Source organism: Pseudomonas sp. CIP-10, assembly GCF_020911845.1.
GTDB classification, from domain to species: domain Bacteria; phylum Pseudomonadota; class Gammaproteobacteria; order Pseudomonadales; family Pseudomonadaceae; genus Aquipseudomonas; species Aquipseudomonas alloputida.
In genome coordinates, this window is sequence record NZ_CP087160.1 from 4,542,121 (window position 1) to 4,564,660 (window position 22,540).

The 22,540-nt window shown below is 62.4% G+C and carries 17 protein-coding genes; 3 read left to right on the top strand and 14 right to left on the bottom strand.

Translation table 11 applies throughout. The features are described from left to right. Nucleotides 1–572 precede the first annotated feature (572 nt). The 7 genes from rpsA to mtnA all read right to left on the bottom strand — a co-directional run bounded on the left by rpsA (nucleotide 573) and on the right by mtnA (nucleotide 12,048). Nucleotides 573–2,249: a 30S ribosomal protein S1 gene (gene rpsA / locus LMH93_RS20475; RefSeq protein ID WP_003252673.1), complete on the bottom strand. Its 1,677-nt coding sequence runs from the start codon at nucleotides 2,247–2,249 to the stop codon at nucleotides 573–575. A gap of 124 nt (nucleotides 2,250–2,373) precedes the next feature. Then, the gene (gene cmk / locus LMH93_RS20480) at nucleotides 2,374–3,051 is read right to left on the bottom strand and encodes a (d)CMP kinase (protein WP_218115529.1); all 678 of its coding nucleotides are present in this window, start codon (nucleotides 3,049–3,051) and stop codon (nucleotides 2,374–2,376) included. 5 nt (nucleotides 3,052–3,056) lie between these two features. Beyond that, nucleotides 3,057–5,264, bottom strand: a complete 2,208-nt coding sequence (locus tag LMH93_RS20485; RefSeq protein ID WP_230065379.1) for a bifunctional prephenate dehydrogenase/3-phosphoshikimate 1-carboxyvinyltransferase — start codon at nucleotides 5,262–5,264, stop codon at nucleotides 3,057–3,059. A 186-nt stretch (nucleotides 5,265–5,450) separates the two neighbouring features. Further along, the gene (pheA, locus tag LMH93_RS20490) at nucleotides 5,451–6,545 is read right to left on the bottom strand and encodes a prephenate dehydratase (protein WP_003252669.1); all 1,095 of its coding nucleotides are present in this window, start codon (nucleotides 6,543–6,545) and stop codon (nucleotides 5,451–5,453) included. A 1-nt stretch (nucleotide 6,546) separates the two neighbouring features. Next, nucleotides 6,547–7,632, bottom strand: a complete 1,086-nt coding sequence (gene serC, locus LMH93_RS20495) for a 3-phosphoserine/phosphohydroxythreonine transaminase (RefSeq protein WP_101195972.1) — start codon at nucleotides 7,630–7,632, stop codon at nucleotides 6,547–6,549. Nucleotides 7,633–7,846: 214 nt separating this feature from the next. Further along, the gene (gyrA, locus tag LMH93_RS20500) at nucleotides 7,847–10,606 is read right to left on the bottom strand and encodes a DNA gyrase subunit A (protein ID WP_230064540.1); all 2,760 of its coding nucleotides are present in this window, start codon (nucleotides 10,604–10,606) and stop codon (nucleotides 7,847–7,849) included. A gap of 365 nt (nucleotides 10,607–10,971) precedes the next feature. Continuing rightward, nucleotides 10,972–12,048, bottom strand: coding sequence for an S-methyl-5-thioribose-1-phosphate isomerase (gene mtnA / locus LMH93_RS20505; RefSeq protein ID WP_230064541.1), 1,077 nt, complete (start codon nucleotides 12,046–12,048; stop codon nucleotides 10,972–10,974). 110 nt (nucleotides 12,049–12,158) lie between these two features. Between mtnA and ubiG the strand changes: the two genes are divergently transcribed. The 3 genes from ubiG to LMH93_RS20520 all read left to right on the top strand — a co-directional run bounded on the left by ubiG (nucleotide 12,159) and on the right by LMH93_RS20520 (nucleotide 14,429). After that, nucleotides 12,159–12,857: a bifunctional 2-polyprenyl-6-hydroxyphenol methylase/3-demethylubiquinol 3-O-methyltransferase UbiG gene (gene ubiG, locus LMH93_RS20510; protein WP_012271034.1), complete on the top strand. Its 699-nt coding sequence runs from the start codon at nucleotides 12,159–12,161 to the stop codon at nucleotides 12,855–12,857. A gap of 2 nt (nucleotides 12,858–12,859) precedes the next feature. Then, nucleotides 12,860–13,531, top strand: coding sequence for an N-acetylmuramic acid 6-phosphate phosphatase MupP (mupP, locus tag LMH93_RS20515; protein WP_028698296.1), 672 nt, complete (start codon nucleotides 12,860–12,862; stop codon nucleotides 13,529–13,531). A 157-nt stretch (nucleotides 13,532–13,688) separates the two neighbouring features. Beyond that, nucleotides 13,689–14,429, top strand: coding sequence for a YciK family oxidoreductase (locus LMH93_RS20520; RefSeq protein ID WP_021782446.1), 741 nt, complete (start codon nucleotides 13,689–13,691; stop codon nucleotides 14,427–14,429). 118 nt (nucleotides 14,430–14,547) lie between these two features. On the opposite strand, the gene LMH93_RS20525 is transcribed toward LMH93_RS20520, so the two are convergent. The 7 genes from LMH93_RS20525 to LMH93_RS20555 form a co-directional block, all read right to left on the bottom strand. Continuing rightward, nucleotides 14,548–15,333, bottom strand: a complete 786-nt coding sequence (locus tag LMH93_RS20525) for a TenA family transcriptional regulator (RefSeq protein WP_021782447.1) — start codon at nucleotides 15,331–15,333, stop codon at nucleotides 14,548–14,550. A 30-nt stretch (nucleotides 15,334–15,363) separates the two neighbouring features. Continuing rightward, complete coding sequence (locus LMH93_RS20530; RefSeq protein WP_230064542.1) at nucleotides 15,364–17,820, bottom strand: EAL domain-containing protein; 2,457 nt, start codon at nucleotides 17,818–17,820, stop codon at nucleotides 15,364–15,366. Nucleotides 17,821–18,108: 288 nt separating this feature from the next. After that, nucleotides 18,109–19,941, bottom strand: coding sequence for an ABC transporter ATP-binding protein (locus tag LMH93_RS20535; protein WP_021782449.1), 1,833 nt, complete (start codon nucleotides 19,939–19,941; stop codon nucleotides 18,109–18,111). Then, nucleotides 19,934–20,566, bottom strand: a complete 633-nt coding sequence (locus LMH93_RS20540) for a DsbA family protein (RefSeq protein ID WP_028698294.1) — start codon at nucleotides 20,564–20,566, stop codon at nucleotides 19,934–19,936. Before LMH93_RS20540 ends, LMH93_RS20535 begins: the two co-directional genes overlap by 8 nt. A 3-nt stretch (nucleotides 20,567–20,569) precedes the next feature. Continuing rightward, on the bottom strand, nucleotides 20,570–21,502 hold the full coding sequence (trhO, locus tag LMH93_RS20545; protein WP_021782451.1) for an oxygen-dependent tRNA uridine(34) hydroxylase TrhO: 933 nt from the start codon (nucleotides 21,500–21,502) through the stop codon (nucleotides 20,570–20,572). A 127-nt stretch (nucleotides 21,503–21,629) separates the two neighbouring features. Continuing rightward, nucleotides 21,630–21,926 carry a BolA family protein gene (locus LMH93_RS20550; RefSeq protein ID WP_010952797.1) on the bottom strand — a complete coding sequence of 99 codons (297 nt, stop codon included), beginning with the start codon at nucleotides 21,924–21,926 and terminating at the stop codon, nucleotides 21,630–21,632. A gap of 10 nt (nucleotides 21,927–21,936) precedes the next feature. Next, a complete protein-coding gene (locus LMH93_RS20555; protein ID WP_010952796.1) occupies nucleotides 21,937–22,461 on the bottom strand; it encodes a DUF2059 domain-containing protein in 525 nt (174 codons plus the stop codon). Between the last annotated feature and the right edge of the window lie 79 nt (nucleotides 22,462–22,540).

Sequence of the window (22,540 nt, forward strand, 5' to 3'; positions counted from 1 at the left end):
TCCGGCGCCATCGGCGTAGGCGCGGGTTTACCCGCGAACACCGGCGATGCCGGTGCCATCCACCGTGGCGCCTGCTTCGCGGGTGAACCCGCTCCTACAATGGGGGGTGTCAGCCTGAAGTTAGCGTGGTCCGGCGCCATCGGCGCAGGCGCGGGTTTACCCGCGAACACCAGCGATGCCGGTGCCATCCACCGTGGCGCCTGATTCGCGGGTGAACCCGCTCCTACAATGGGGGGGGTCAGCCTGAAGTTAGCGTGGTCCGGCGCCATCGGCGTAGGCGCGGGTTTACCCGCGAACACCGGCGATGCCGGTGCCATCCACCGTGGCGCCTGATTCGCGGGTGAACCCGCTCCTACAATGGGGGGTGTCAGCCTGAAGTTAGCGTGGTCCGCGCCATCGGCGTAGGCGCGGGTTTACCCGCGAACACCGGCGATGCCGGTGTCATCCACCGCACACCGGGTTGTGCCAGCCTGAAGCTGGCGTGGCCCAGCGGCGCCAACCGCCGCGCCGCTTGATTGCAGGCATAAAAAAGGGCGACCCGAGGGTCGCCCTTTTTACCGATCAAACAGAACTCAGTTCTGCTTGGCCATTGCTTCGCGCAGCAGCGCAGCCATGGTGGTGTCGGCAGCAGCTTCCGGAGCGTTTTTCAGGCTCTGGATAGCTTCGCGCTCTTCAGCGTCGTCTTTCGATTTGATCGACAGGCTGATAACGCGGGACTTGCGGTCAACGCTGATGATCTTGGCTTCGATCTCTTCGCCTTCCTTCAGAACGTTACGCGCGTCTTCAACGCGGTCACGGCTGATTTCGGAAGCTTTCAGAGTGGCTTCGATGTCGTCGGCCAGGGTGACGATGGCGCCTTTGGCGTCAACTTCTTTCACGATGCCCTTGACGATAGCGCCCTTGTCATTGACAGCAACGAAGTTGGAGAACGGATCGTCTTCCAGCTGCTTGATGCCCAGGGAGATGCGCTCGCGCTCTGGGTCGACCGACAGGATGACGGTTTCCAGCTCGTCGCCCTTCTTGAAACGACGTACGGCTTCTTCGCCGGTTTCGTTCCAGGAGATGTCGGACAGGTGAACCAGGCCGTCGATGCCGCCGTCCAGACCAATGAAGATACCGAAGTCGGTGATCGACTTGATGGTACCGGTGATCTTGTCACCCTTGTTGAACTGGCCGGAGAAGTCTTCCCATGGGTTGGACTTGCACTGCTTGATGCCCAGGGAGATACGACGACGCTCTTCGTCGATGTCCAGAACCATGACTTCCACTTCGTCGCCAACCTGAACGACTTTCGACGGGTGGATGTTCTTGTTGGTCCAGTCCATTTCGGAAACGTGTACCAGACCTTCAACGCCTTCTTCCAGCTCAGCGAAGCAGCCGTAGTCGGTCAGGTTGGTAACGCGAGCCTGTACGCGAGTACCTTCTGGGTAACGGGCAGTGATAGCTACCCACGGATCTTCGCCCATCTGCTTCAGACCCAGCGAAACGCGGTTGCGCTCACGGTCGAACTTCAGAACGCGTACGTCGACTTCATCGCCAACGTTAACGATTTCCGATGGGTGCTTGATGCGCTTCCAAGCCATGTCGGTGATGTGCAGCAGGCCGTCGATACCGCCCAGGTCCACGAATGCGCCGTAGTCGGTGAGGTTCTTGACGATACCTTTGACTTGCTGGCCTTCCTGCAGGGTTTCCAGCAGGGCTTCGCGCTCGGCGCTGTTCTCGGCTTCCAGCACGCTGCGACGGGAAACGACAACGTTGTTGCGCTTCTGGTCCAGCTTGATGACCTTGAATTCCAGCTCTTTGCCTTCCAGGTGGGTGGTGTCGCGCACTGGGCGGACATCAACCAGGGAGCCCGGCAGGAACGCACGGATGCCGTTAACGTCGACAGTGAAGCCGCCCTTAACCTTACCGTTGATAACGCCCTTGACCACTTCTTCGGCGGCGAAAGCTGCTTCCAGAACAATCCAGCACTCGGCGCGCTTGGCTTTTTCACGGGACAGTTTGGTTTCGCCAAAGCCGTCTTCGACCGCGTCCAGCGCAACGTGAACTTCGTCACCGACCTTGATGGTCAGCTCGCCAGCTTCGTTGTAGAACTGCTCGAGCGGGATGACGCCCTCGGACTTCAGGCCAGCGTGTACGGTAACCCAGTCGCCGTCGATGTCGACAACGATACCGGTGATGATCGCACCCGGCTGAAGATTGAGGGTTTTCAGGCTTTCTTCAAAGAGTTCTGCAAAGCTTTCGCTCATTTTAATTCCTGTAGATTCGGGCGAAACAAACGCCCATAACCACATTCCAGACAATGTGGGTTCGTTTTAAGTAAAGGAAAGCCGGCAGGACGTTGACTGGTGCCCCTGCCTGTTTTCCTGGCTATCAGATAAGGTCGCGCTGGGCGATCTCGCTTCTGATACGTTGCAACACCTGCTCGATGGACAACTCGGTAGAGTCCAACTGAATGGCATCGGCCGCTGGTTTCAGCGGGGCCACTGCACGTTGGGTGTCACGTTCATCACGTGCACGAATCTCATCCAGCAGACTCGACAGACTAACATCTTCACCCTTGCCCTTCAACTGCAGGTAGCGGCGACGTGCGCGCTCCTCCGCACTGGCGGTGAGGAAGACCTTCAATGGCGCGTCCGGGAACACCACGGTACCCATGTCGCGCCCGTCAGCAATCAGCCCCGGCACTTCGCGGAACTCACGCTGACGTACCAGCAGCGCATCACGCACCGCCGGCAGCGAGGCCACCATCGATGCACCGGCACCGACGGTTTCGGTACGGATGACGTTGCTGACGTCCTCACCCTCAAGGATGATCTGTTGCAGCTTACCGGGCTCGGCAGCGATGAACTGCACATCCAGATGGGCGGCAAGCTTGGTCAGCAGCTCTTCGTTGGTCAGATCGACCCCGTGGTTGCTCGCATTGAATGCCAGCAAGCGATACAGCGCGCCGGAGTCCAGCAGCTTCCAGCCCAGCTCGCGGGCCATCAGCCCGGCGACCGTGCCCTTGCCCGAGCCGCTTGGCCCGTCGATAGTGATAACCGGTGCCATTGAATTCACGACTTGCCCTCTTCTGCCACGCGAATCCCCACTTCGGCGCACAGCGCCAGGAAGTTGGGGAACGAGGTGGCGACGTTGGCGCAGTCGTGAATGCGGATCGGCGCACTGGCGCGCAGCGAGGCCACACTGAAGGCCATGGCAATGCGGTGGTCACCATGCCCATGCACTTCGCCGCCGCCCATCTGGCCGCCATCGATGATGATGCCGTCCGGGGTCGGCTCGCACTTGATGCCCAAGGTGGTGAGGCCATCGGCCATCACCTGGATACGATCGGACTCCTTCACGCGCAGCTCTTCGGCGCCACGCAGCACGGTACGCCCTTCAGCGCAGGCAGCGGCCACGAACAAGACCGGGAATTCGTCGATGGCCAGCGGCACCAACGCTTCAGGAATGTCGATACCCTTCAGCTTGGCACCGCGCACACGCAGGTCGGCCACGGGTTCGCCACCCACTTCACGCTGGTTTTCCAGGGTGATGTCGCCGCCCATCAGGCGCAGGATGTCGATCACGCCGGTACGGGTCGGGTTGATGCCGACATGCTCCAGCACCAGCTCGGAGCCTTCAGCGATAGACGCTGCCACCAGGAAGAACGCTGCCGAGGAAATGTCAGCCGGCACTTCGATGCGGGTAGCGGTCAGCTTGCCACCGGACTGTAGCGAGGCAACCGGGCCATTGCTGTCGACCGAGTAGCCAAAACCGCGCAGCATCCGCTCGGTGTGGTCACGGGTAGGCGCAGGCTCGGTGACAGTGGTCTTGCCTTCGGCGTACAGGCCGGCCAGCAGCAGGCAGGATTTGACCTGGGCGCTAGCCATCGGCAGCGTGTAGGTCAGCCCTTTGAGCTTGTGGCCACCACGGATGGTCAGCGGCGGGCGGCCGTCCGGGCCGGTCTCGACCACAGCACCCATTTCGCGCAGCGGGTTGGCCACACGGTTCATCGGGCGCTTGGACAGCGAGGCGTCGCCGGTCATGGTCACATCGAACGACTGACCGGCCAACAGGCCCGACAGCAGGCGCATCGAGGTACCTGAGTTACCCACGTACAGCGGCCCTGGTGGCGGCTTGAGGCCATGCAGCCCCACGCCGTGAATGGTCACACGACCGTGGTTGGGGCCTTCGATGACCACACCCATATCACGGAATGCCTGCAGGGTCGCCAGCGCGTCTTCGCCTTCGAGGAAGCCTTCGACCTCGGTAGTACCTTCGGCCAGCGAGCCGAGCATGATCGAGCGATGGGAAATCGACTTGTCGCCCGGTACACGGATCCGCCCGTTCAGGCGGCCACCCGGTTGGGCCTGGAAAATCAGATCGTTGGCGTTCATAGCGTCCACATAGGCCCGGCGGGCCAGGATTTTACTGAAATGCTCGCGGGCAGCCCGTGCGCGGGTGAATACACCCAGCAGCTGGTGCCCATCCCCTTCAGCGATCGCGTCGCGCAAGGCGTCGAGATCGCTGCGATATGTATCAAGTGTGCGCAGGACAGCGTCGCGGTTGGCGAGGAAGATGTCATGCCACATGGTCGGGTCGCTGCCGGCGATTCTTGTGAAATCGCGGAATCCACCCGCAGCGTACCGGAAGATCTCGAGGTTTTCATTGCGTTTGGCCAGCGAGTCGACCAGGCCAAAGGCCAGCAGGTGTGGCAGATGGCTGGTGGCGGCCAGTACTTCGTCATGGCGCTCGACCGACATGTGCTCCACATCGGCATCCAGCGCACGCCAAAGGCGGTCAACCATGGCCAGCGCGGCGGGGTCGGTTTCGGCCAGCGGCGTGAGGATGACCTTGTGCCGGCGGAACAAGGTGGCGTTGGAGGCCTCTACCCCGCTCTGTTCGGAACCGGCGATGGGGTGACCCGGGACGAAGCGCGGCAGGCGCGCACCGAAGACGGCGCGTGCCTCACGCACGACGTTGCCCTTGGCACTGCCGACGTCGGTGATGATTGCATCACCCAGGTCGAGCACGGCCAGGCGCGCCAGGACTTTTTCCATGGCCAGGATCGGTACGGCCAGCTGGATGACATCGGCCCCCACGCAAGCGGCGGCGAGGTCTTCTTCGCAGCGGTCGACCACCCCCAAGGCCACAGCCTGCTTGCGCGAGGGGGCATCCAGGTCGACACCGACCACTTCACGGCACAGGCCGCTCTCACGCAGGCCCTTGGCGAACGAGCCACCGATCAGGCCCAGGCCGACCACGACCAGACGGTCGATGATGGGTGCGGGTTTGGTTTTTGCTGCATTTACCACTGGTGCGAACCCTGTTCAGAAATCTAGGTAGCCTGTGAGGGCCATTGGGGCCGCGGCGCGGCCCTTCGCGGGCTCGCCCGCTCCCACAGGGATCGGCATCACATGCTCACTGTGGGAGCGGGCATGCCCGCGAAGGGCTGCAAGGCCCCTGAATCAAAGCACCGCCTTCGGATAAGAGCCCAGCACCTTCAGCGCCACAGCCTCCTGGCTGATCTGCTCGAGCACCGCCTTGATCAGCGGGTCGCGGTGGTGGCCGACGAAGTCGATGAAGAACACGTAGGTCCACTTGCCGCTGCGCGACGGGCGGGTCTCGATACGGGTCAGGTCGATGCCGTTCTGATAGAACGGCACCAGCAACTCATGCAAGGCACCTGGCTTGTTGCTCATCGAAACGATGATCGAGGTCTTGTCGTCGCCGGTCGGCGGTACTTCCTGGTTGCCGATCATCAGGAAGCGCGTGGAGTTGTCCGGGCGATCTTCGATCTTCTCGGCCAGACGGGTCAGGCCGTACAGGTTGGCCGCCATGTCACCGGCGATCGCCGCCGAATTCCACTCGCCCTTGACCCGCTTGGCCGCTTCGGCATTGCTCGATACAGCCACACGCTCCACGTTCGGGTAGTGCGCGTCCAGCCACTTGCGGCACTGGGCCAGCGACTGGGCGTGGGAGTAGATGCGGGTGATGCTGTCGGTCTTGGTGTTCTCGCCCACCAGCAGGTGGTGGTGAATACGCAGCTCAACCTCACCGCAAATCACCATGTCATGCTCGAGGAAGCTGTCCAGGGTGTGGCTGACCGCACCTTCAGTGGAGTTTTCCACCGGCACCACACCGAAGTTGACGGCACCGGCCGCCACCTCACGGAACACTTCGTCGATGGCCGCCATCGGCCGACTGATCACCGCGTGACCGAAGTGTTTCATGGCCGCAGCCTGGGTGAATGTGCCTTCAGGGCCGAGGTAGGCGATTTTCAACGGCTCTTCCAAGGCCAGGCACGACGACATGATTTCGCGGAACAACCGCGCCATCTCTTCGTTGCCCAGCGGGCCTTTGTTGCGCTCCATCACGCGCTTGAGCACCGCAGCTTCACGCTCGGGACGGTAGAACACCGGTTTCTCGCCTTCTTTCAGCGAGGCAGTCTTGACCCGGGCAACTTCTTCGGCGCAGCGGGCGCGGTCGCTGATCAGCTCGAGGATTTTCTCGTCGAGGCTGTCGATGCGCACGCGCAGCGCCTTGAGCTCCTGTTCGGACATATCAGCCATGCTCCTTCTCGAATTCAGCCATGTAGCCTACCAGCGCTTCTACCGCTTCCAGGCCCAGGGCGTTGTAGATGGAGGCGCGCATGCCGCCAACCGAACGGTGGCCCTTGAGGTTGAGCAGGCCACGCGCGTCGGCGCCCGCGAGGAAGGCCTTGTCCAGGCGCTCGTCAGCCAGGCGGAACGGTACGTTCATCCACGAACGGGCGTTGACGCTGATCGGGTTGGTGTAGAACTCGCTGCGGTCGATGAAGCCGTAAAGGCGATCTTTCTTGGCACGGTTGCGCTGCTCCATGGCATCAACACCACCCTGCTCTTTCAGCCACTCGAAGACCAGACCCGAGAGGTACCAGGAGTAGGTGGCCGGGGTGTTGTACATCGACCCGTTGTCAGCCGAAACCTTGTAATCGAGCATGGTCGGGCAACTGCTGCGGGCATGGCCCAACAGGTCTTCGCGCACGATCACCACCACCAGGCCGCTTGGGCCGATATTCTTCTGCGCGCCGGCGTAGATCAGGCCGTACTGCGACACATCGATCGGGCGCGAGAGGATGTCGGACGACATATCGACCACCAACGGCACGTCACCGGTCTGCGGCACCCAGTCAAACTGCAGGCCACCGATGGTCTCGTTGGACGCATAGTGCACGTAGGCAGCGTTTTCGGTCAGGTTCCACTCGTTCTGGCCTGGGATGGCCAGGTAGTCGTAAGGCTTGGCAGTGGCGGCGACGTTGACGTTGCCGAAACGGCGCGCTTCCTCGATGGCCTTTTTCGACCAGATGCCGGTTTCGATGTAGTCGGCAGTGCCGTTTTCCGGCAGCAGGTTCAGCGGGATTTCAGCAAACTGCTGGCTGGCGCCCCCTTGCAGGAACAGTACCTTGTAGTTGGAGGGGACGGACAGCAGGTCACGCAGGTCCTGCTCGGCCTTTTCGGCGATGGCCACATAATCGTCGCTGCGATGGCTCATTTCCATCACCGACAAGCCCTTGCCACGCCAGTCCAGCATCTCGGCCTGTGCGCGCTGCAGGACAGCGTCAGGAAGCGCGGCAGGGCCTGCGCAGAAGTTAAAGGCTCGTTTGCTCACATCCACTCTCGCTCTGCCAAATAGAACAAAAACTATCACATGGGTTAGCAGCGACCCTGTGGGAGCGGGCGAGCCCGCGAACACCGGCAAAGCCGGTGCCATCTACCGCAGTGTCTGCTTCGCGGGCATGCCCGCCCCCACAAGGTCGGGCTTTGCCAGCTGTTATCAGTCAAACGGGGCGACCTTGGTCGCCCCGTTCGGGTTTCACGCTTGATTACTCTTGCGGGGCCTCTTCGGCGCCTGCAGCTTCGTCTGGCGCCTCGGCTTCGACACCCTCCTCGTCCGTCTCGATCACTTCATCGAGTTCGTCCTCGGACGGCTCCTGGATACGCTCCAGGCCCACCAGTGTCTCATCGGCCGCCAGCTTGATCAGCGTAACACCCTGGGTGTTGCGGCTCAGGCTGGACACCTCGCCAACCCGGGTGCGAACCAGCGTGCCCTGGTCGGAAATCAGCATGATCTCCTCGCCTTCCTGCACCTGGATAGCACCGATCAGCAGACCGTTGCGCCCCTTGGTACCCATGGCGATCACACCCTGGCCACCGCGGCCGCGACGCGGGAACTTGGACAGCGGAGTGCGCTTGCCAAAGCCACGCTCGGAGGCGGTGAGGATCTGCGAGCCGGACTCCGGGATCAGCATCGAAATGATCTGCTGACCTTTGCCCAGCTTCATGCCGCGTACACCACGGGCGTTGCGACCCATTTCACGCACGACGCTCTCGGCAAAGCGGATGACTTTGCCAGCGTCGGAGAACATCATGACTTCCTTGGCACCATCGGTGATGGCCGCGGCAATCAGGGTGTCGCCTTCTTTCAGCTTCAGGGCGATCAGGCCGTTGGAGCGCGGACGGGCGAACTGCACCAGCGGGGTCTTCTTGACGGTACCGGAAGCCGTCGCCATGAATATGTAAGCGCCGGTCGGCTCTGCAACCCACTCCGGGGTGTCGCCGTCTTCTTCGTCGACTTCCTCGGCCTCTACCAGCTCACCCTCGAGCACGGTGTCATCAGCTTCTTCCAGTTCTTCGTCGAGGTCGGCGTTCTGCTGCAGCGCTTCGAGATCGATCTGCAGCATGGCGGTGATGCGCTCACCCTCCTCCAGCGGCAGCAGGTTGACCAGCGGACGCCCACGGGCAGCGCGGGACGCTTCGGGGATTTCGTAGGTCTTCTTCCAGTACACCTTGCCCTTGCTGGAGAACAGCAACAGGGTGGCGTGGCTGTTGGCGACCAGCAGGTGCTCGATGTAGTCCTCGTCCTTCACGCCGGTCGCCGACTTGCCTTTGCCGCCGCGGCGCTGGGCCTGGTAGGCGGACAATGGCTGGGTCTTTGCATAACCACCATGGGAGATGGTGACCACGCGCTCTTCTTCCGGGATCATGTCGCCGTAATTGAGGTCGTGGCTGGCGTTGAGAATTTCGGTGCGGCGGGCATCGCCGTACTCGGCACGGATGGCCTCCAGCTCCTCGCGAATCACTTCCATCAGGCGCTCGGCGCTGCTGAGGATGCGGATCAACTCGCCGATCTGCTCGAGGATTTCCTGGTACTCGGCCAGCAGCTTCTCGTGCTCCAGGCCGGTCAGGCGGTGCAGGCGCAGGTCGAGAATGGCCTGGGCCTGTTCCGGCGACAGGAAATACTTGCCGTCATGCAGGCCGTACTGCTCCGGCAGGTCCTCAGGACGGCAGGAGTCGGCGCCGGCGCGCTCGACCATGACCTGCACGGCACTGGATTCCCACGGCGTGGAAACCAGGGCTTCCTTGGCTTCGGACGGCGTCGGCGAGGCCTTGATCAGGGCAATGACCGGATCGATGTTGGACAGCGCGACCGCCTGGCCTTCAAGGATATGGCCGCGTTCACGGGCCTTGCGCAGCTCGAATACCGTACGACGGGTCACCACTTCACGGCGGTGGCGGACGAACGCTTCGAGCAGGTCCTTGAGGTTGAGCAGGCGCGGACGGCCGTCGACCAGGGCCACCACGTTGATGCCAAACACGCTCTGCAGCTGGGTTTGCTGGTAGAGGTTGTTGAGCACCACCTCTGGCACCTCGCCGCGACGCAGCTCGATGACGATGCGCATGCCGTCCTTGTCGGACTCGTCGCGCAGCTCGGTGATGCCTTCGATCTTCTTCTCTTTGACCAGCTCGGCGATCTTTTCGATCAGGCGCGCCTTGTTCAGCTGGTACGGCAGCTCGGTGATCACGATCTGCTGGCGACCGCCAACCTTGTCGATGTCTTCGATCTCGGAGCGGGCGCGCATGTAGATGCGGCCACGGCCGGTGCGATAGGCCTCGATGATGCCCTGGCGACCGTTGATGATGCCGGCAGTCGGGAAGTCCGGGCCAGGGATGTGCTGCATCAGCTCATCGATGGTGACTTCCGGGTTGTCGATGAGCGCCAGGCAGCCATCGATGACCTCGCCGAGGTTATGCGGCGGGATATTGGTCGCCATGCCCACGGCAATACCGCTGGAACCGTTGACCAGCAGGTTGGGAATACGCGTCGGCATGACCGCCGGGATCTGCTCGGTGCCGTCGTAGTTGGGCACCCAGTCGACGGTTTCCTTGTGCAGGTCGGCCAGCAGTTCGTGGGCCAGTTTGGTCATGCGCACTTCGGTGTATCGCATGGCAGCAGCGTTGTCGCCGTCCACCGAACCGAAGTTGCCCTGGCCGTCGACCAGCAGGTAGCGCAACGAGAACGGCTGGGCCATACGCACGATGGTGTCGTAGACCGCAATGTCGCCGTGCGGGTGGTACTTACCGATCACGTCACCGACCACACGGGCAGATTTCTTGTATGGTTTGTTCCAGTCGTTGCCCAGTTCGCTCATCGCATAGAGAACGCGGCGATGCACGGGCTTCAAGCCGTCACGCGCATCGGGCAGCGCTCGCCCGACAATCACGCTCATCGCGTAGTCGAGGTAAGACTGTCTCAGTTCGTCTTCGATATTGACCGGGAGGATTTCTTTGGCCAGTTCGCCCATGAGAAGCCTGATTCCTTTTTCTGGTGAAACTTCGCAGCTCCATCAAGGGCCGAACGAAGCTCGCCGCCGCAGCGCATAAGGGTGCGACGACTTACGACAAATCAATGAGTTGTGCCATGGATCTGCGCAATGAAGGCCGCCGTGATGGGCGGTCTTGGAAACTGCCGGATGTTATCACAAACGCGGGGGCGGTGGGGAGAGGTGGCAGTTGGTCTCAGCCGCGTTTGAAACCTGGTTTTTGTATTGCCTGCACCGGCCTCTTCGCGGGCTCGCCCGCTCCCACAGGTTCACCACAGCCCTAAGGCCATGCGATATCCCTGTGGGAGCGGGCAAGCCCGCGAAAAGGCCGGTGAGGCGATACAAAATCAGTGCAGGCGCTTGCGGCAAATCAACTGGGCCAGTTTGGCGGTATCCGGGCGCTCGACAACCCCCCGCTCGGTCACGATAACGTCAATCAGGTCGGCCGGGGTCACGTCGAACACCGGGTTGAATACCTGCACACCCCGTACCGCCGGGGCACCGCCAAAGTCCAGCCACTCGTCGGCGTCACGTTCCTCCAGCGGGATATCCTCGCCCGTGGCCAGGTTCAGGTCGATGCTGGTGCTCGGCGCCACGACCATGAAGCGCACGCCATGGTGCATGGCACTGACGGCCAGCTGATAGGTGCCGATCTTGCCGGCCATGTCGCCATTGGCAGCGATGCAGTCCGCCCCCACCACCACCCAGGTGATGCCCTTGGTCTTCATGAGGTGGGCCAGCGCAGAGTCGGCACAAAGGGTCACCGGGATGCCCTCATTGGCCAGCTCCCAGCCGGTCAGGCGCGAACCCTGCAGCCAAGGGCGAGTCTCACCGGCATATACCCGCTCGACCATGCCTTCCAGGTAACCGGCACGGATCACCCCCAGCGCGGTGCCAAAGCCGCCACTGGCAAGGGCGCCGGCGTTGCCGAAGGTGAGCAGGGCCTGGGCATTGCCCTGATGGCGACGGATCAGTTCGATACCCTGCTGGGCCATGGTCAGGTTGGCCTCACGGTCGCTTTCGTGAATGGCCACCGCTTCGGCCTCCAGCGCTGCCAGAATGTCCTCTTCCGGACGCAGGCGCTGCAGGCGCTCGCGCATGCGGTTCAGCGCCCAGAACAAGTTGGCGGCGGTAGGACGCGCTTCGGCCAGGGTGAGAAAGTCGTCTTCCAGGTCCATTTCCCAATCGCCGCCTTCGGCCAGCCGCTCTTCAAGCGCCAGTACCAGGCCGTAAGCTGCGGCAATACCGATTGCCGAGGCACCGCGCACCGCCATGTCGCGGATGGCTGCGGCCACCTGCGCAACATTGTCGCAGGCCAGCCAACGCTCCTCCGACGGCAGCAGGCGCTGGTCGAGCAGGTGCAAGGCGCCGCCCTGCCAGCGGATCGCGGTCACCTTCTCCGCCGCCAAAAGTCGCTCGCGCATTGCCTCTCCCCGTCATTCGGATATCAAAAGCCGGCGATTATAGCGACCCTCGGGGCCGAGCGCTCGGGTATACTCCGACGCAATTTTGCGAAGTTTCAGAGGACTGTTCAATGAGCAACGTCGACCGCGCCGAAATCGCCAAGTTCGAAGCGCTGGCCCACCGCTGGTGGGACCGCGAAAGCGAGTTCAAGCCGCTGCACGAAATCAACCCGCTGCGCGTCAACTGGATCGACGAGCGCGCCAGCCTGGCCGGCAAGAAAGTGCTGGATGTGGGTTGCGGTGGCGGCATCCTCAGCGAAGCCATGGCCCTGCGCGGTGCCACGGTCACCGGTATCGACATGGGCGAGGCGCCATTGGCGGTGGCCCAGCTACACCAGCTGGAATCGGGCGTGCAGGTGGAATACCGGCAGATCACCGCCGAAGCCTTGGCCGAGGAAATGCCTGAACAGTTCGATGTGGTCACCTGCCTGGAAATGCTCGAGCACGTGCCCGACCCGTCTTCGGTGATTCGCGCCTGCTACCGCATGGTCAAGCCTGGTGGCCAGGTGTTCTTCTCCACCATCAACCGCAACCCCAAGGCCTACCTGCTGGCCATCGTCGGCGCCGAGTACATCCTGAAGATGCTGCCGCGCGGCACCCATGACTTCAAGAAGTTCATCCGCCCCTCCGAGCTGGGCGCCTGGAGCCGCGATGCCGGCCTGCAGGTGAAGGACATCATCGGCCTCACCTACAACCCGCTGACCAAGCACTACAAGCTCAACAGCGACGTCGACGTCAACTACATGATCCAGACCCTGCGCGAGGAATAAGCATGCGTTTGCGAGCAGTACTCTTCGACATGGACGGCACCTTGCTGGACACGGCGCCGGACTTCATCGCCATTTGCCAGGCCATGCTCGCCGACCGCGGGCTGCCGGCCGTTGACGACAACCTGATCCGTGGCGTGATCTCGGGTGGCGCCCGCGCCATGGTTGCCACTGCGTTCGCCATGGACCCGGATGCTGACGGCTTCGAGGCCTTACGCCTGGAGTTCCTCGAGCGTTACCAGCGCGACTGCGCGGTGCACAGCAAGCTGTTCGAGGGCATGGCCGAACTGCTGGCCGACATCGAAAGAGGCAACCTGCTGTGGGGCGTAGTCACCAACAAGCCGGTGCGCTTCGCCGAGCCGATCATGCAGCAACTGGGCCTGGCCGAGCGTTCGGCGCTGTTGATCTGCCCGGACCACGTGAAAAACAGCAAACCCGACCCCGAGCCGCTGATCCTGGCCTGCAAGACGCTGAACCTGGACCCGGCCAGTGTGCTGTTCGTCGGCGACGACCTGCGCGACATCGAGTCTGGCCGTGACGCTGGCACCCGCACGGCGGCAGTGCGCTACGGCTATATTCATCCAGAGGACAACCCCAACAACTGGGGTGCCGACGTGGTGGTCGACCACCCGCTGGAACTGCGCAAAGTGATCGACAGCGCGCTGTGCGGCTGCTGAACCCAGACCGATGACCGGGCACCGCCTCTTTGTAGGAGCGGGTTTACCCGCGAATGCGCCAGCCCAGACAACACTGGCACCTGATCGGACGCATTCGCGGGTAAACCCGCTCCTACAATAGGCCCAGGCCGCCCACACGAACTCGAAGGACAGAACCATGTTCGACTACACCGCCCGCCCCGACCTGCTGCAAGGCCGGGTCATCCTGGTTACCGGTGCCGGCCGTGGCATTGGTGCCGCGGCTGCCAAGGCCTATGCCGCACTGGGCGCCACCGTGCTGCTGCTGGGCAAGACCGAGGCCAACCTGAACGAGGTCTACGACCAGATCGAAGCCGCCGGTCACCCGCAGCCGGTGGTCATCCCGTTCAACCTGGAAACCGCCCTGCCACACCAATACGACGAGTTGGCGGCCATGATCGAAGACCAGTTCGGCCGCCTCGATGGCCTGCTCAACAATGCGTCGATCATCGGCCCGCGCACGCCGCTGGAACAGCTGTCAGGCGACAACTTCATGCGTGTGATGCATATCAACGTCAATGCCACCTTCATGCTCACCAGCACCCTGCTGCCGCTGCTGAAGCTGTCGGAAGACGCCTCGGTGGTGTTCACCAGCAGCAGCGTCGGGCGCAAGGGCCGGGCTTACTGGGGCGCCTATGGCGTGTCGAAGTTCGCCACCGAAGGCCTGATGCAGACCTTGGCCGATGAACTGGAAGGAGTGGCGCCGGTGCGCTCCAACAGCATCAACCCGGGCGCCACGCGCACGGCGATGCGGGCCCAGGCCTACCCCGGCGAGAACCCGCAGAACAACCCGCTGCCCGAAGAAATCATGCCGGTATACCTGTACCTGATGGGGCCGGACAGCACAGGAGTGAACGGGCAGGCGTTCAACGCCCAATAAACCTGCACTGGCCTCTTCGCGGGCTTGCCCGCTCCCACAGGTATGGCTCAGTCCTTGAGGGCTGCGCAGTGCCTGTCGGAGCGGGCAAGCCCGCGAAGAGGCCGCTACAGGCGAACGATCAGCCGGCAGCCAACGCCGGCCGCATACGGCCTTGCTGGCGCCCTTCCAGCTGCATGCAGCGCTCCAGGAACAGGTACATGCAGTCGTAGCTCTTGCAAATGGCCCTGCGCAGCTCGTTGCGCAACCCCAGGGTCGGGTTTTCACCGGCCAGGGTACAAATGATCTCCAGCGCCTCCCACGGGTGCGCATCGTCATACTGGGCATGCATCTTCAGCCACTTCATCGCCCGCTTGCGCCCTTCTTCCGGAAAACCCTGCGCATAGGTGTCGGTCGAGCACACCACCGCCGACCATTCACCGGTCGCACCTTCGATGGCGTAGTTGGTAGCCGCCATGGAAATGGCCAGGTTCTCGGTGGCGCACACCCGCCAGCACCAGTCGTTCAGGCCGTTCAGCTCGGGCGGCACTTCTTGCGCCTGCAACTCGTGCAGGTGCACACCGTGCGCCTGGCACCAGTTCACCCAGTAGTCGGCATGGTTGAGCTCGACGCGGATGTTGCGCATCAGCCAGCGCCGCGCCATGTCCTCGCCCTGGTGCCGGCCATAGCGGGTTTTGGTCAGGTTATGCGCCATGTACAACGAAAACTGCTCCACCACCGGCCAGCCACCGATCAGGTACTGACGGATGGTCGATTGCTTCAGCTGGCCATCGCGTAGACGGGCATAAAACTCATGCTCAACCACCCGGCGCTTGCTCTCGCGGCAGTCTTCAATCAGCTGCTGGGCCCATTGGGGGTAACTGGCGGGGTCCATCAAAGGCCCGATACGAACGAATGCATCAATCACTTTCAGCTCCTTGATCCTTGTGATTTCCAACTAGCGAAACGTGCCAGGTGCTCGCTGCAACAGAGGCCGGGCGGCTATCCGTTGGCGCTGCAGACTGTCACAGGTGAACACCTGGGGGCGTTCGATCAGGTAGCCCTGGGCGTAATCCACGCCTATTTCCTGCAAGGCCTGCTCGATCAAGGGTGTTTCGACGAACTCGGCAATAGTGCGTTTACCCATCACATGGCCGATATGGTTGATGACCTCGACCATGGCCCGATTGACCGGGTCGTCGAGCATATCCTTGACGAAACTCCCGTCAATCTTCAGGTAATCCACGGGCAAATGCTTGAGATAGGCGAACGACGACATGCCGGCGCAAAAATCATCAAGCGAGAAACGGCAACCCAGCCCTTTCAGCTCGTTGATGAAGCGAATGGCGCTGCCCAGGTTGGCAATGGCGCTGGTTTCGGTAATTTCGAAACAGATCATCCGCGGCGGAATGGCGTATTCGACGAACAACCGCTGGAGGTATTCAAGGAACTTGTCGTCGCCAATGCTGGAGCCCGACAGGTTGATGGCACAGGTCGACAACGGCCCTTCACGCCCTTCTTCCAGGCACTGGCGTATGACCATGAACACATTGCGCACCACCCAGCGGTCCAGCGCAGTCATCAGGCCGTAGCGCTCGGCGGCCGGGATGAAGCTGCTGGGCAGGATGGTGCGGCCGCTTTCGTCGTGCAGGCGCAACAGAATTTCGATATGACCCGGGCCCTCGAAGGTTTTAAGCGGGGCGATTTCCTGGGCGTAGAGGCAAAAGCGGTTTTCTTCCAGGGCCACATGCAGGCGCTGGATCCAGGCCATCTCGCCAAAACGCATGGACAGTTCGCTGTCGTCGGCGTGGTACACCTGCACACGGTTTCGGCCCTTTTCCTTGGCCATGTAGCAGGCCATGTCGGCGGCGCGCAGAGAGGCCTCCAGGGTGCCGGGGGCCTGGGCCATATGCACCAGGCCAATGCTGACCGTGGTCACGAACGGCCGCCCTTTCCATACGAAGTGCAGGCTCTGCACCAGCTGACGCAGTTGTTCGGCAATGCGCTCGGCCTGGTCGGGCGGGCAGTTTTCCAGCAGCACGCCAAATTCATCGCCGCCCAGCCGCGCCAGCGTATCGCCCTCACGCAGGCCGGATTGCAGCACTGCGCAGATGTGCCGCAGCAACTCATCGCCGGCCGCGTGGCCACAGGTGTCGTTGACCAGCTTGAACTGGTCTAGGTCAAGGAACATCAGCGAGTGCCGCCCGGCCTGACGCGCCAGGTCGTTGAGCGCCTGCTCCAGGCGGTATTCGAACTCGCGGCGGTTGGCCAGCCCGGTCAGGGCGTCATGGGTTGCCTGCCAGGACAGATTGGCGATGTACTGGCGCTCCTGGGTCATATCGTGCAGCACCAGCACAATGCCACTGACCTGGCCATCACTGACAATCGGCGAGCCTACCAGGTTGATCGAAACAGTACTGCCGTCCAGGCGCTGGATCAGCCGGGCATGCTCGGAGCCGCCCTTGAGGCTACCGCCGAGCACCTGTTCGACCAGGCTGCGACCATCATCCTCGGCGTGCTCATCAACCAGGCTGAACAGCGCTGACAGTGGCAGGCCCTGAGCCTGGCCGGATTGCCAGTGGGTCAATTGTTCGGCGGCCGGGTTCATATAGCCGATATTGCCCTCGACATCGGTGGTGATCACCGCATCACCGATGGCCTGCAGGGTAATCTGCGCACGCTCTTTTTCTTCCTGCAGGGCACTGGCAAAGGCCTGGCGCTGGGCCAGCAGCTTGCTGGAGCGCCCCCAGGCAATCGCTATCAGGAACATCGCAGTCAGCAGGTTGGTGATCAGCAGCACCCGGAGCAGTGCGCGCGAGCCCTCGCCCAAGGCATCGCTGAAGGCCTTGGCCGCTGGGGTCACGCCTTCGTTGATGGCGACAATGCGGGCCTTCCAATCGCTGACGGTGTCGGCATCCACCGGGCCACTGGCAAAACGCTGGCGCATTTCACCGGCCAGCACATCCAGTTTGGCCAGATAGTCGTCGCCGATGTCCCAGTAATCAATGGCTGTCTGCATATAGCTGACATGGCGGAAATTGCTGTAGAACCAGATGATCCGCGTGACATCGTCAGGGTGGTTGCCACCTTGCAGTACCGCCTGTCGCGCGGCGTCCAGATCAGGGTTGGGGTGGTCGAGCACCTCGCGCAGGCGATGGTCACCCTGAGGCACGGTAATGGCCTGGCGATAGCGTTGGTAGGTGCTGTCGTCGCGCGTCTCGCTGTACAGATTGAGGTAGTAGATGGCATCTTTCTGCGCCTTGGACCACAGGCTTTCGCCCGCGACATAGGCGCGCACGGCCGAAAGCGTATAAAGGCTGAGGCTGCCCAACGCGACCTGAAGGACCACGACGGCGATGAAAGGCCATGTGATGCCGAGCAACTTTGGCGCTTCGAGTGTGCGATTTCCCTTCATGGAGTCCCTGTCACAGAGCAGATAAGGCGTAAATCGACCCAGACAAGCACAGCGTAGGCCATTTGCCATCGCTGTGGAGGGGATTTTTATGACAAGGAATCGGGGAATTTGTACAGCATATGCGCTGGCCATTGTAGGAGCGGGTTTACCCGCGAAGAAGACACCGCGGTGGATGGCACGGGCTTCGCCCGTGTTCGCGGGCAAGCCCGCTTCCACAGGGATCGCACCAGCTTTTAGAAATTGAGCAAGACAGTTGCTCTCACAAGCCCGGTGAAGGCAGCCAGATAATCAGCTCTGCTGCAGGTGCCCGTAAAGCTTGGCGTATAACCCACCCTCGGCTATCAACTGCTGATGGTCGCCGTCTTCGGCCACGTGCCCGCCATCGAACACCAGCACCCGGTCGGCCTGTTTCACCGCCGACAACCGATGGGCGATGATCAGCGTGGTGCGGCCGCTGAGGAAGCGCGCCAAGGCCTGATGCAGGTTGTACTCGGTGGCAGCATCCAGGGCTGAGGTGGCCTCGTCGAGGATCACCACCTTGGGCTCAGCCAGCACCATGCGGGCAATGGCCAGGCGCTGGCGCTGGCCACCGGACAAGCGCACGCCTGAACGCCCCACCACACTGTCCAGGCCCTGCGGCAAGGCGGCGATGGTGGCATCCAGCTGGGCGATGCGCAGCGCCTGCCAGCACGCATCATCGCTGCAGTCGCGGCCCATGGTCAGGTTGGCACGCACGCTGTCGTTGAACAGCGACGGGTGCTGCAACACCACCGCGACGTTCTCGCGCAAGGTTTCCAGGCCGATTTCCTGCAGGCTGGCACCGCCAAAGCGAATGGTCCCGGCCTGGGCGCTATAAAGGCCCAGCAACAGCTGCACCAACGTGCTCTTGCCGCCGCCGCTGGCACCGACAATCGCCACCTTCTCACCCGCAGCGATAGACAGGTCGAGGTGGTCGAGCACCGGCTCGTCGGCATAGGCAAAGCGCAAATCGCGCACTTCAATGCCTACCGTTTCGCGCCCGGCGAACGGGTTGCTGGCGGCCGGGTATTGCGGCTCGTCGGCACGCGCCAGCAGTTCGTTGAGGCGGCTCAGCGCACCGCCTGCGGCGTAGTACGCATATTGCAGATTAAGCAGTTGCTCCACCGGGCCGATCATGAACCACAGGTAGCTGAACACCGCCAGCATCTGGCCGATCGACAGATCGGAAAACAGCACGGTCAGCATGGCCGCCGCGCGGAAAATGTCGATGCCGAACTGGAACAGCAGGCCACTGGCACGGCCACTGGCATCGCTTTTCCATTGCGAGTCCACGGCGTAATCGCGCACTTCGCGGGCGCGCAGGCCCAGGCGGCCAAGGAAGTAACCCTGGCGGTTACCGGCGCGGATTTCCTGGATGGCATCGAGGGTTTCCGCCAGCGCCTGGGTAAAGCGCGCGGTGCTGTCGTTCTCAAGCTTTTTCAGGTGTTTGACGCGCTTGCCCAACTGCACCGTGAAGTAGATCACCAGCGGGTTGAACAGCAAGATCAGCAAGGCCAGCTGCCAGTGCATCCAAATCAGGATGGCCGCCGTGCCGGTCAAGGTCAGCATGGCCACCAGGAAGCGGCTGAGGGTTTCGCCAACGAACTTGTCGAGGGTGTCCAGATCAGTGACCAGGTGGGTGGTCACCGTGCCGCTGCCCAGGCTTTCGTATTCCTTCAGCGAAATACGCTTGAGCCGCTCGATCAGGCGGATGCGCAGGCGGTAGACAATGTCCTTGGCCAGCCCGGCGAACAGCTTGGACTGGATGACGTTGAACGCCAGCGCGGCCAGGCGCAGGCACAAGGTGAGCGCCAGCATCAGGCCGATGTAGCCGGCTGCCACCTGCCAGCCGGACGGCAGCAGGTGGTTCATCCACTTCAGCGCGGCGTCACCATGGCCGAGCAGCACTTCGTCCACCAACAGCGGCAGCAGCAGCGGAATGGGCACGCTGCAACATGCCGCCAGTAACGCTATAAGGTTGGCGGACCAGAGGTTTTTCTTGTGATGCAGGGCCAGGCGGCGGATTTCCGCCCAGCTCAGTCGATCGCCCGCAGTGTAAGGCTTGCCCGGTACCGGGTCGGGTGACCCAGGCACATCAAGCACAGGCTGCCTGCTGCAGCCAGCGGCCGAGCAAGGGTTGCAGGCGCTCCAGCGGCTGATAGCCGTTGGTCAGCAAAGCCAGTTGGCCATTGCGCTCGGCCAGCAGGGTCGGGAAACCGGCAATACCCAGGTCCTGAGCCCAGGCGAAGTCGGCCGCGGTGGCGGCACGGGTATCGGCACGGGCGAAGGTTTCGGCGAACGTGGCACGGTCGAAGCCACACTGCGAGGCTAGCTCGACCAGCTGCGGCGCGATGGTCACATCGACGCCCTGCTCGTAGAACGAACGCTGGATCAACGCCAGCAGCGGCCAGACGCGTTCGGCATCCAGCTCGCGGGCCGTGACCAGGGCGCGGCAGGCCGGCTCGGTGTCGTAGACGAAGCCGTCAGGCATGGCCCCCTCGAAGCGGAACGGCTGGCCGGTAGCATCAGCCACCGCCTGCCAGTGTTCCAGGATGTACTTGCGAGTGGAGCTGTCCAGGGCGCTGCCGCCAGTGCGCAGCCCGCCCGGTACCAAGTGGGCAGGCACGCCTGCCTCACGCGCCTGGGCGATCAGGGCCGCAGCCACTGGCGCAAAACCCCAGCACCAGGAGCACATCGGGTCCATCACATAGATCAGGCGTGCAGACATGCTTCAAGCCTCGGCTTTGTAGTTGTAACCGATCGGGTGCGGCAGGTTGCGGGCCTTGGCCAGCTCGATCTGCTTCTGCCGGTCGATGGCACTGCGCCGGGTCTTCTCGCTCAGGCTGTCCCAGCAATGCGGGCAGCTGACACCTGGCGAATAGTGCTCGGACGCGCGCTCCTCTGCATTGATCGGGTGGCGGCAGGCGTGGCACTGGTCGTACTCGCCTTCGCTCAGGTCATGGCGCACCGTAACCCGGTTGTCGAAGACGAAGCAGTCGCCGTCCCACAGGCTTTCTTCCTGAGGCACTTCCTCGAAGTATTTCAGGATGCCGCCCTTAAGATGATAGACCGACTCGAAGCCTTCACCGAGCATGTAGCTGGAGGCCTTTTCGCAACGGATGCCGCCGGTGCAGAACATGGCGACCTTCTTGTGCTTGCTCGGGTCGAAATTGGCCTTGATGTACTCCGGGAACTCGCGGAAGGTTTCGGTCTTCGGGTCGATGGCGCCCTTGAATGTACCGATGGCCACTTCGTAGTCGTTGCGGGTGTCGATCAGCAACACTTCCGGGTCGCTGATCAGGGCGTTCCAGTCCTTGGGCTCGACATAGGTACCAACGGCCTGGTTGGGGTCTACGCCCGGCACGCCGAGGGTGACGATCTCTTTCTTGAGCTTGACCTTGGTGCGGTAGAACGGCTGTTCGTCGCAGTACGACTCTTTATGGTCGATATCGACCAGACGCGGGTCGTTGCGCAACCAGGTCAGCAGGCCATCAATGCCCTCCCGGGTGCCTGACACGGTGCCGTTGATGCCCTCCTGGGCCAGCAGCAGGGTGCCTTTGACGTTGTTGTCGAGCATGGTCTTGAGCAGCGGCTCGCGCAGCTCGACGTAGTCTTCCAGGGTGACGAACTTGTACAGCGCCGCGACGACGATGGCTTGAGACATGTAACGGAATCTCCAGGTGGTTGCCCTCGTAAGGGGCGGACCGGGTTTGACAGTTGCACAAAAAGCAGGGGGCCGCTAAGCGGCCCCCTTTGGGTGATGCAGATTCTACCAGAACAACAAAACGGTTTCAGTGCCCGCCGCCCGCACACACGGGCGAGGCCGGTGCAACGCCGACCTTGGCCCACTCTTCGGCGGTGTAGGTGTGGATGGCCAGGGCGTGGATCTCGCCCATCAGCTCACCCATGGTGGCGTACACCTTCTGGTGGCGCTTGACGCTGTTCAGCCCGGCGAACTGCTCGCTGACGATCACGGCCTTGTAGTGGGTCTCCTGACCACGACTGTGCATGTGACTTTCATTGAGCACTTCCAGGTGTTGCGGCGCCAGCGCGGCCAGTTGCTGTTCGATACGTTGTTGCATAGTCATTGCGGCGTACTCACTTCTTCGCTGGGGCAGCGGCCTTGCCTGCGTTCGGGTCCAGCTCTTTGGTCATGTCTTCCAGCAGCTTGTTCACCACCGGAACGGCTGGCTCCAGGCTCTGCTGGGTCAGCTGTGCCGACTGCTGGGTGACCTTGGGCATTTCACGCAGCACTTTCTTGCCCAGCGGCGATTCGTAGAACTTGACCAGGTCCTTCAGTTCCTGCTCGGTGAAGGTGCGGGTGTACAGGTCGACCATCTTCGGCTTCAGCTTGTTCCAGCCGATGGCGTTGTCCAGCGCGGCATTGGCCTTGGCCTGGTAGCTTTCCAGTACGGGCTGCTTGGCGGCCGGGGCCTTGGTCTGGGCGAAACGCTGGGCAAACATCTGCTGCACTTGCATGTACACCGGGGTGCCCAGCTTGTCGGCGTTGGCCAGGGTCAGGAATTTCTCGGCAGCAGCGTTGTGACTGGCGGTGGCAGCGAGTACCTGGCCGCTGGCGCAAACCAGGGCAACGGCGGCACAAAGGACACGGAGACGGGTCATTGCATTTCCTTCAAAGAGAGGGAGGCGGGCACCTCAGAGTAGAGCATTCTGCGCCGTGGTGGCGATGTGCTCAAGTGGC

Excerpts from the sequence above, each read along its gene's own strand:
- rpsA (WP_003252673.1), bottom strand. The coding sequence starts at position 2,249 with ATGAGCGAAAGCTTTGCAGAACTCTTTGAAGAAAGCCTGAAAACCCTC.
- cmk (WP_218115529.1), bottom strand. The coding sequence starts at position 3,051 with ATGGCACCGGTTATCACTATCGACGGGCCAAGCGGCTCGGGCAAGGGC.
- pheA (WP_003252669.1), bottom strand. The coding sequence starts at position 6,545 with ATGTCCGAACAGGAGCTCAAGGCGCTGCGCGTGCGCATCGACAGCCTC.
- gyrA (WP_230064540.1), bottom strand. The coding sequence starts at position 10,606 with ATGGGCGAACTGGCCAAAGAAATCCTCCCGGTCAATATCGAAGACGAA.
- mtnA (WP_230064541.1), bottom strand. The coding sequence starts at position 12,048 with ATGCGCGAGCGACTTTTGGCGGCGGAGAAGGTGACCGCGATCCGCTGG.
- ubiG (WP_012271034.1), top strand. The coding sequence starts at position 12,159 with ATGAGCAACGTCGACCGCGCCGAAATCGCCAAGTTCGAAGCGCTGGCC.
- mupP (WP_028698296.1), top strand. The coding sequence starts at position 12,860 with ATGCGTTTGCGAGCAGTACTCTTCGACATGGACGGCACCTTGCTGGAC.
- LMH93_RS20520 (WP_021782446.1), top strand. The coding sequence starts at position 13,689 with ATGTTCGACTACACCGCCCGCCCCGACCTGCTGCAAGGCCGGGTCATC.
- LMH93_RS20530 (WP_230064542.1), bottom strand. The coding sequence starts at position 17,820 with ATGAAGGGAAATCGCACACTCGAAGCGCCAAAGTTGCTCGGCATCACA.
- LMH93_RS20540 (WP_028698294.1), bottom strand. The coding sequence starts at position 20,566 with ATGTCTGCACGCCTGATCTATGTGATGGACCCGATGTGCTCCTGGTGC.
- trhO (WP_021782451.1), bottom strand. The coding sequence starts at position 21,502 with ATGTCTCAAGCCATCGTCGTCGCGGCGCTGTACAAGTTCGTCACCCTG.
- LMH93_RS20550 (WP_010952797.1), bottom strand. The coding sequence starts at position 21,926 with ATGACTATGCAACAACGTATCGAACAGCAACTGGCCGCGCTGGCGCCG.
- LMH93_RS20555 (WP_010952796.1), bottom strand. The coding sequence starts at position 22,461 with ATGACCCGTCTCCGTGTCCTTTGTGCCGCCGTTGCCCTGGTTTGCGCC.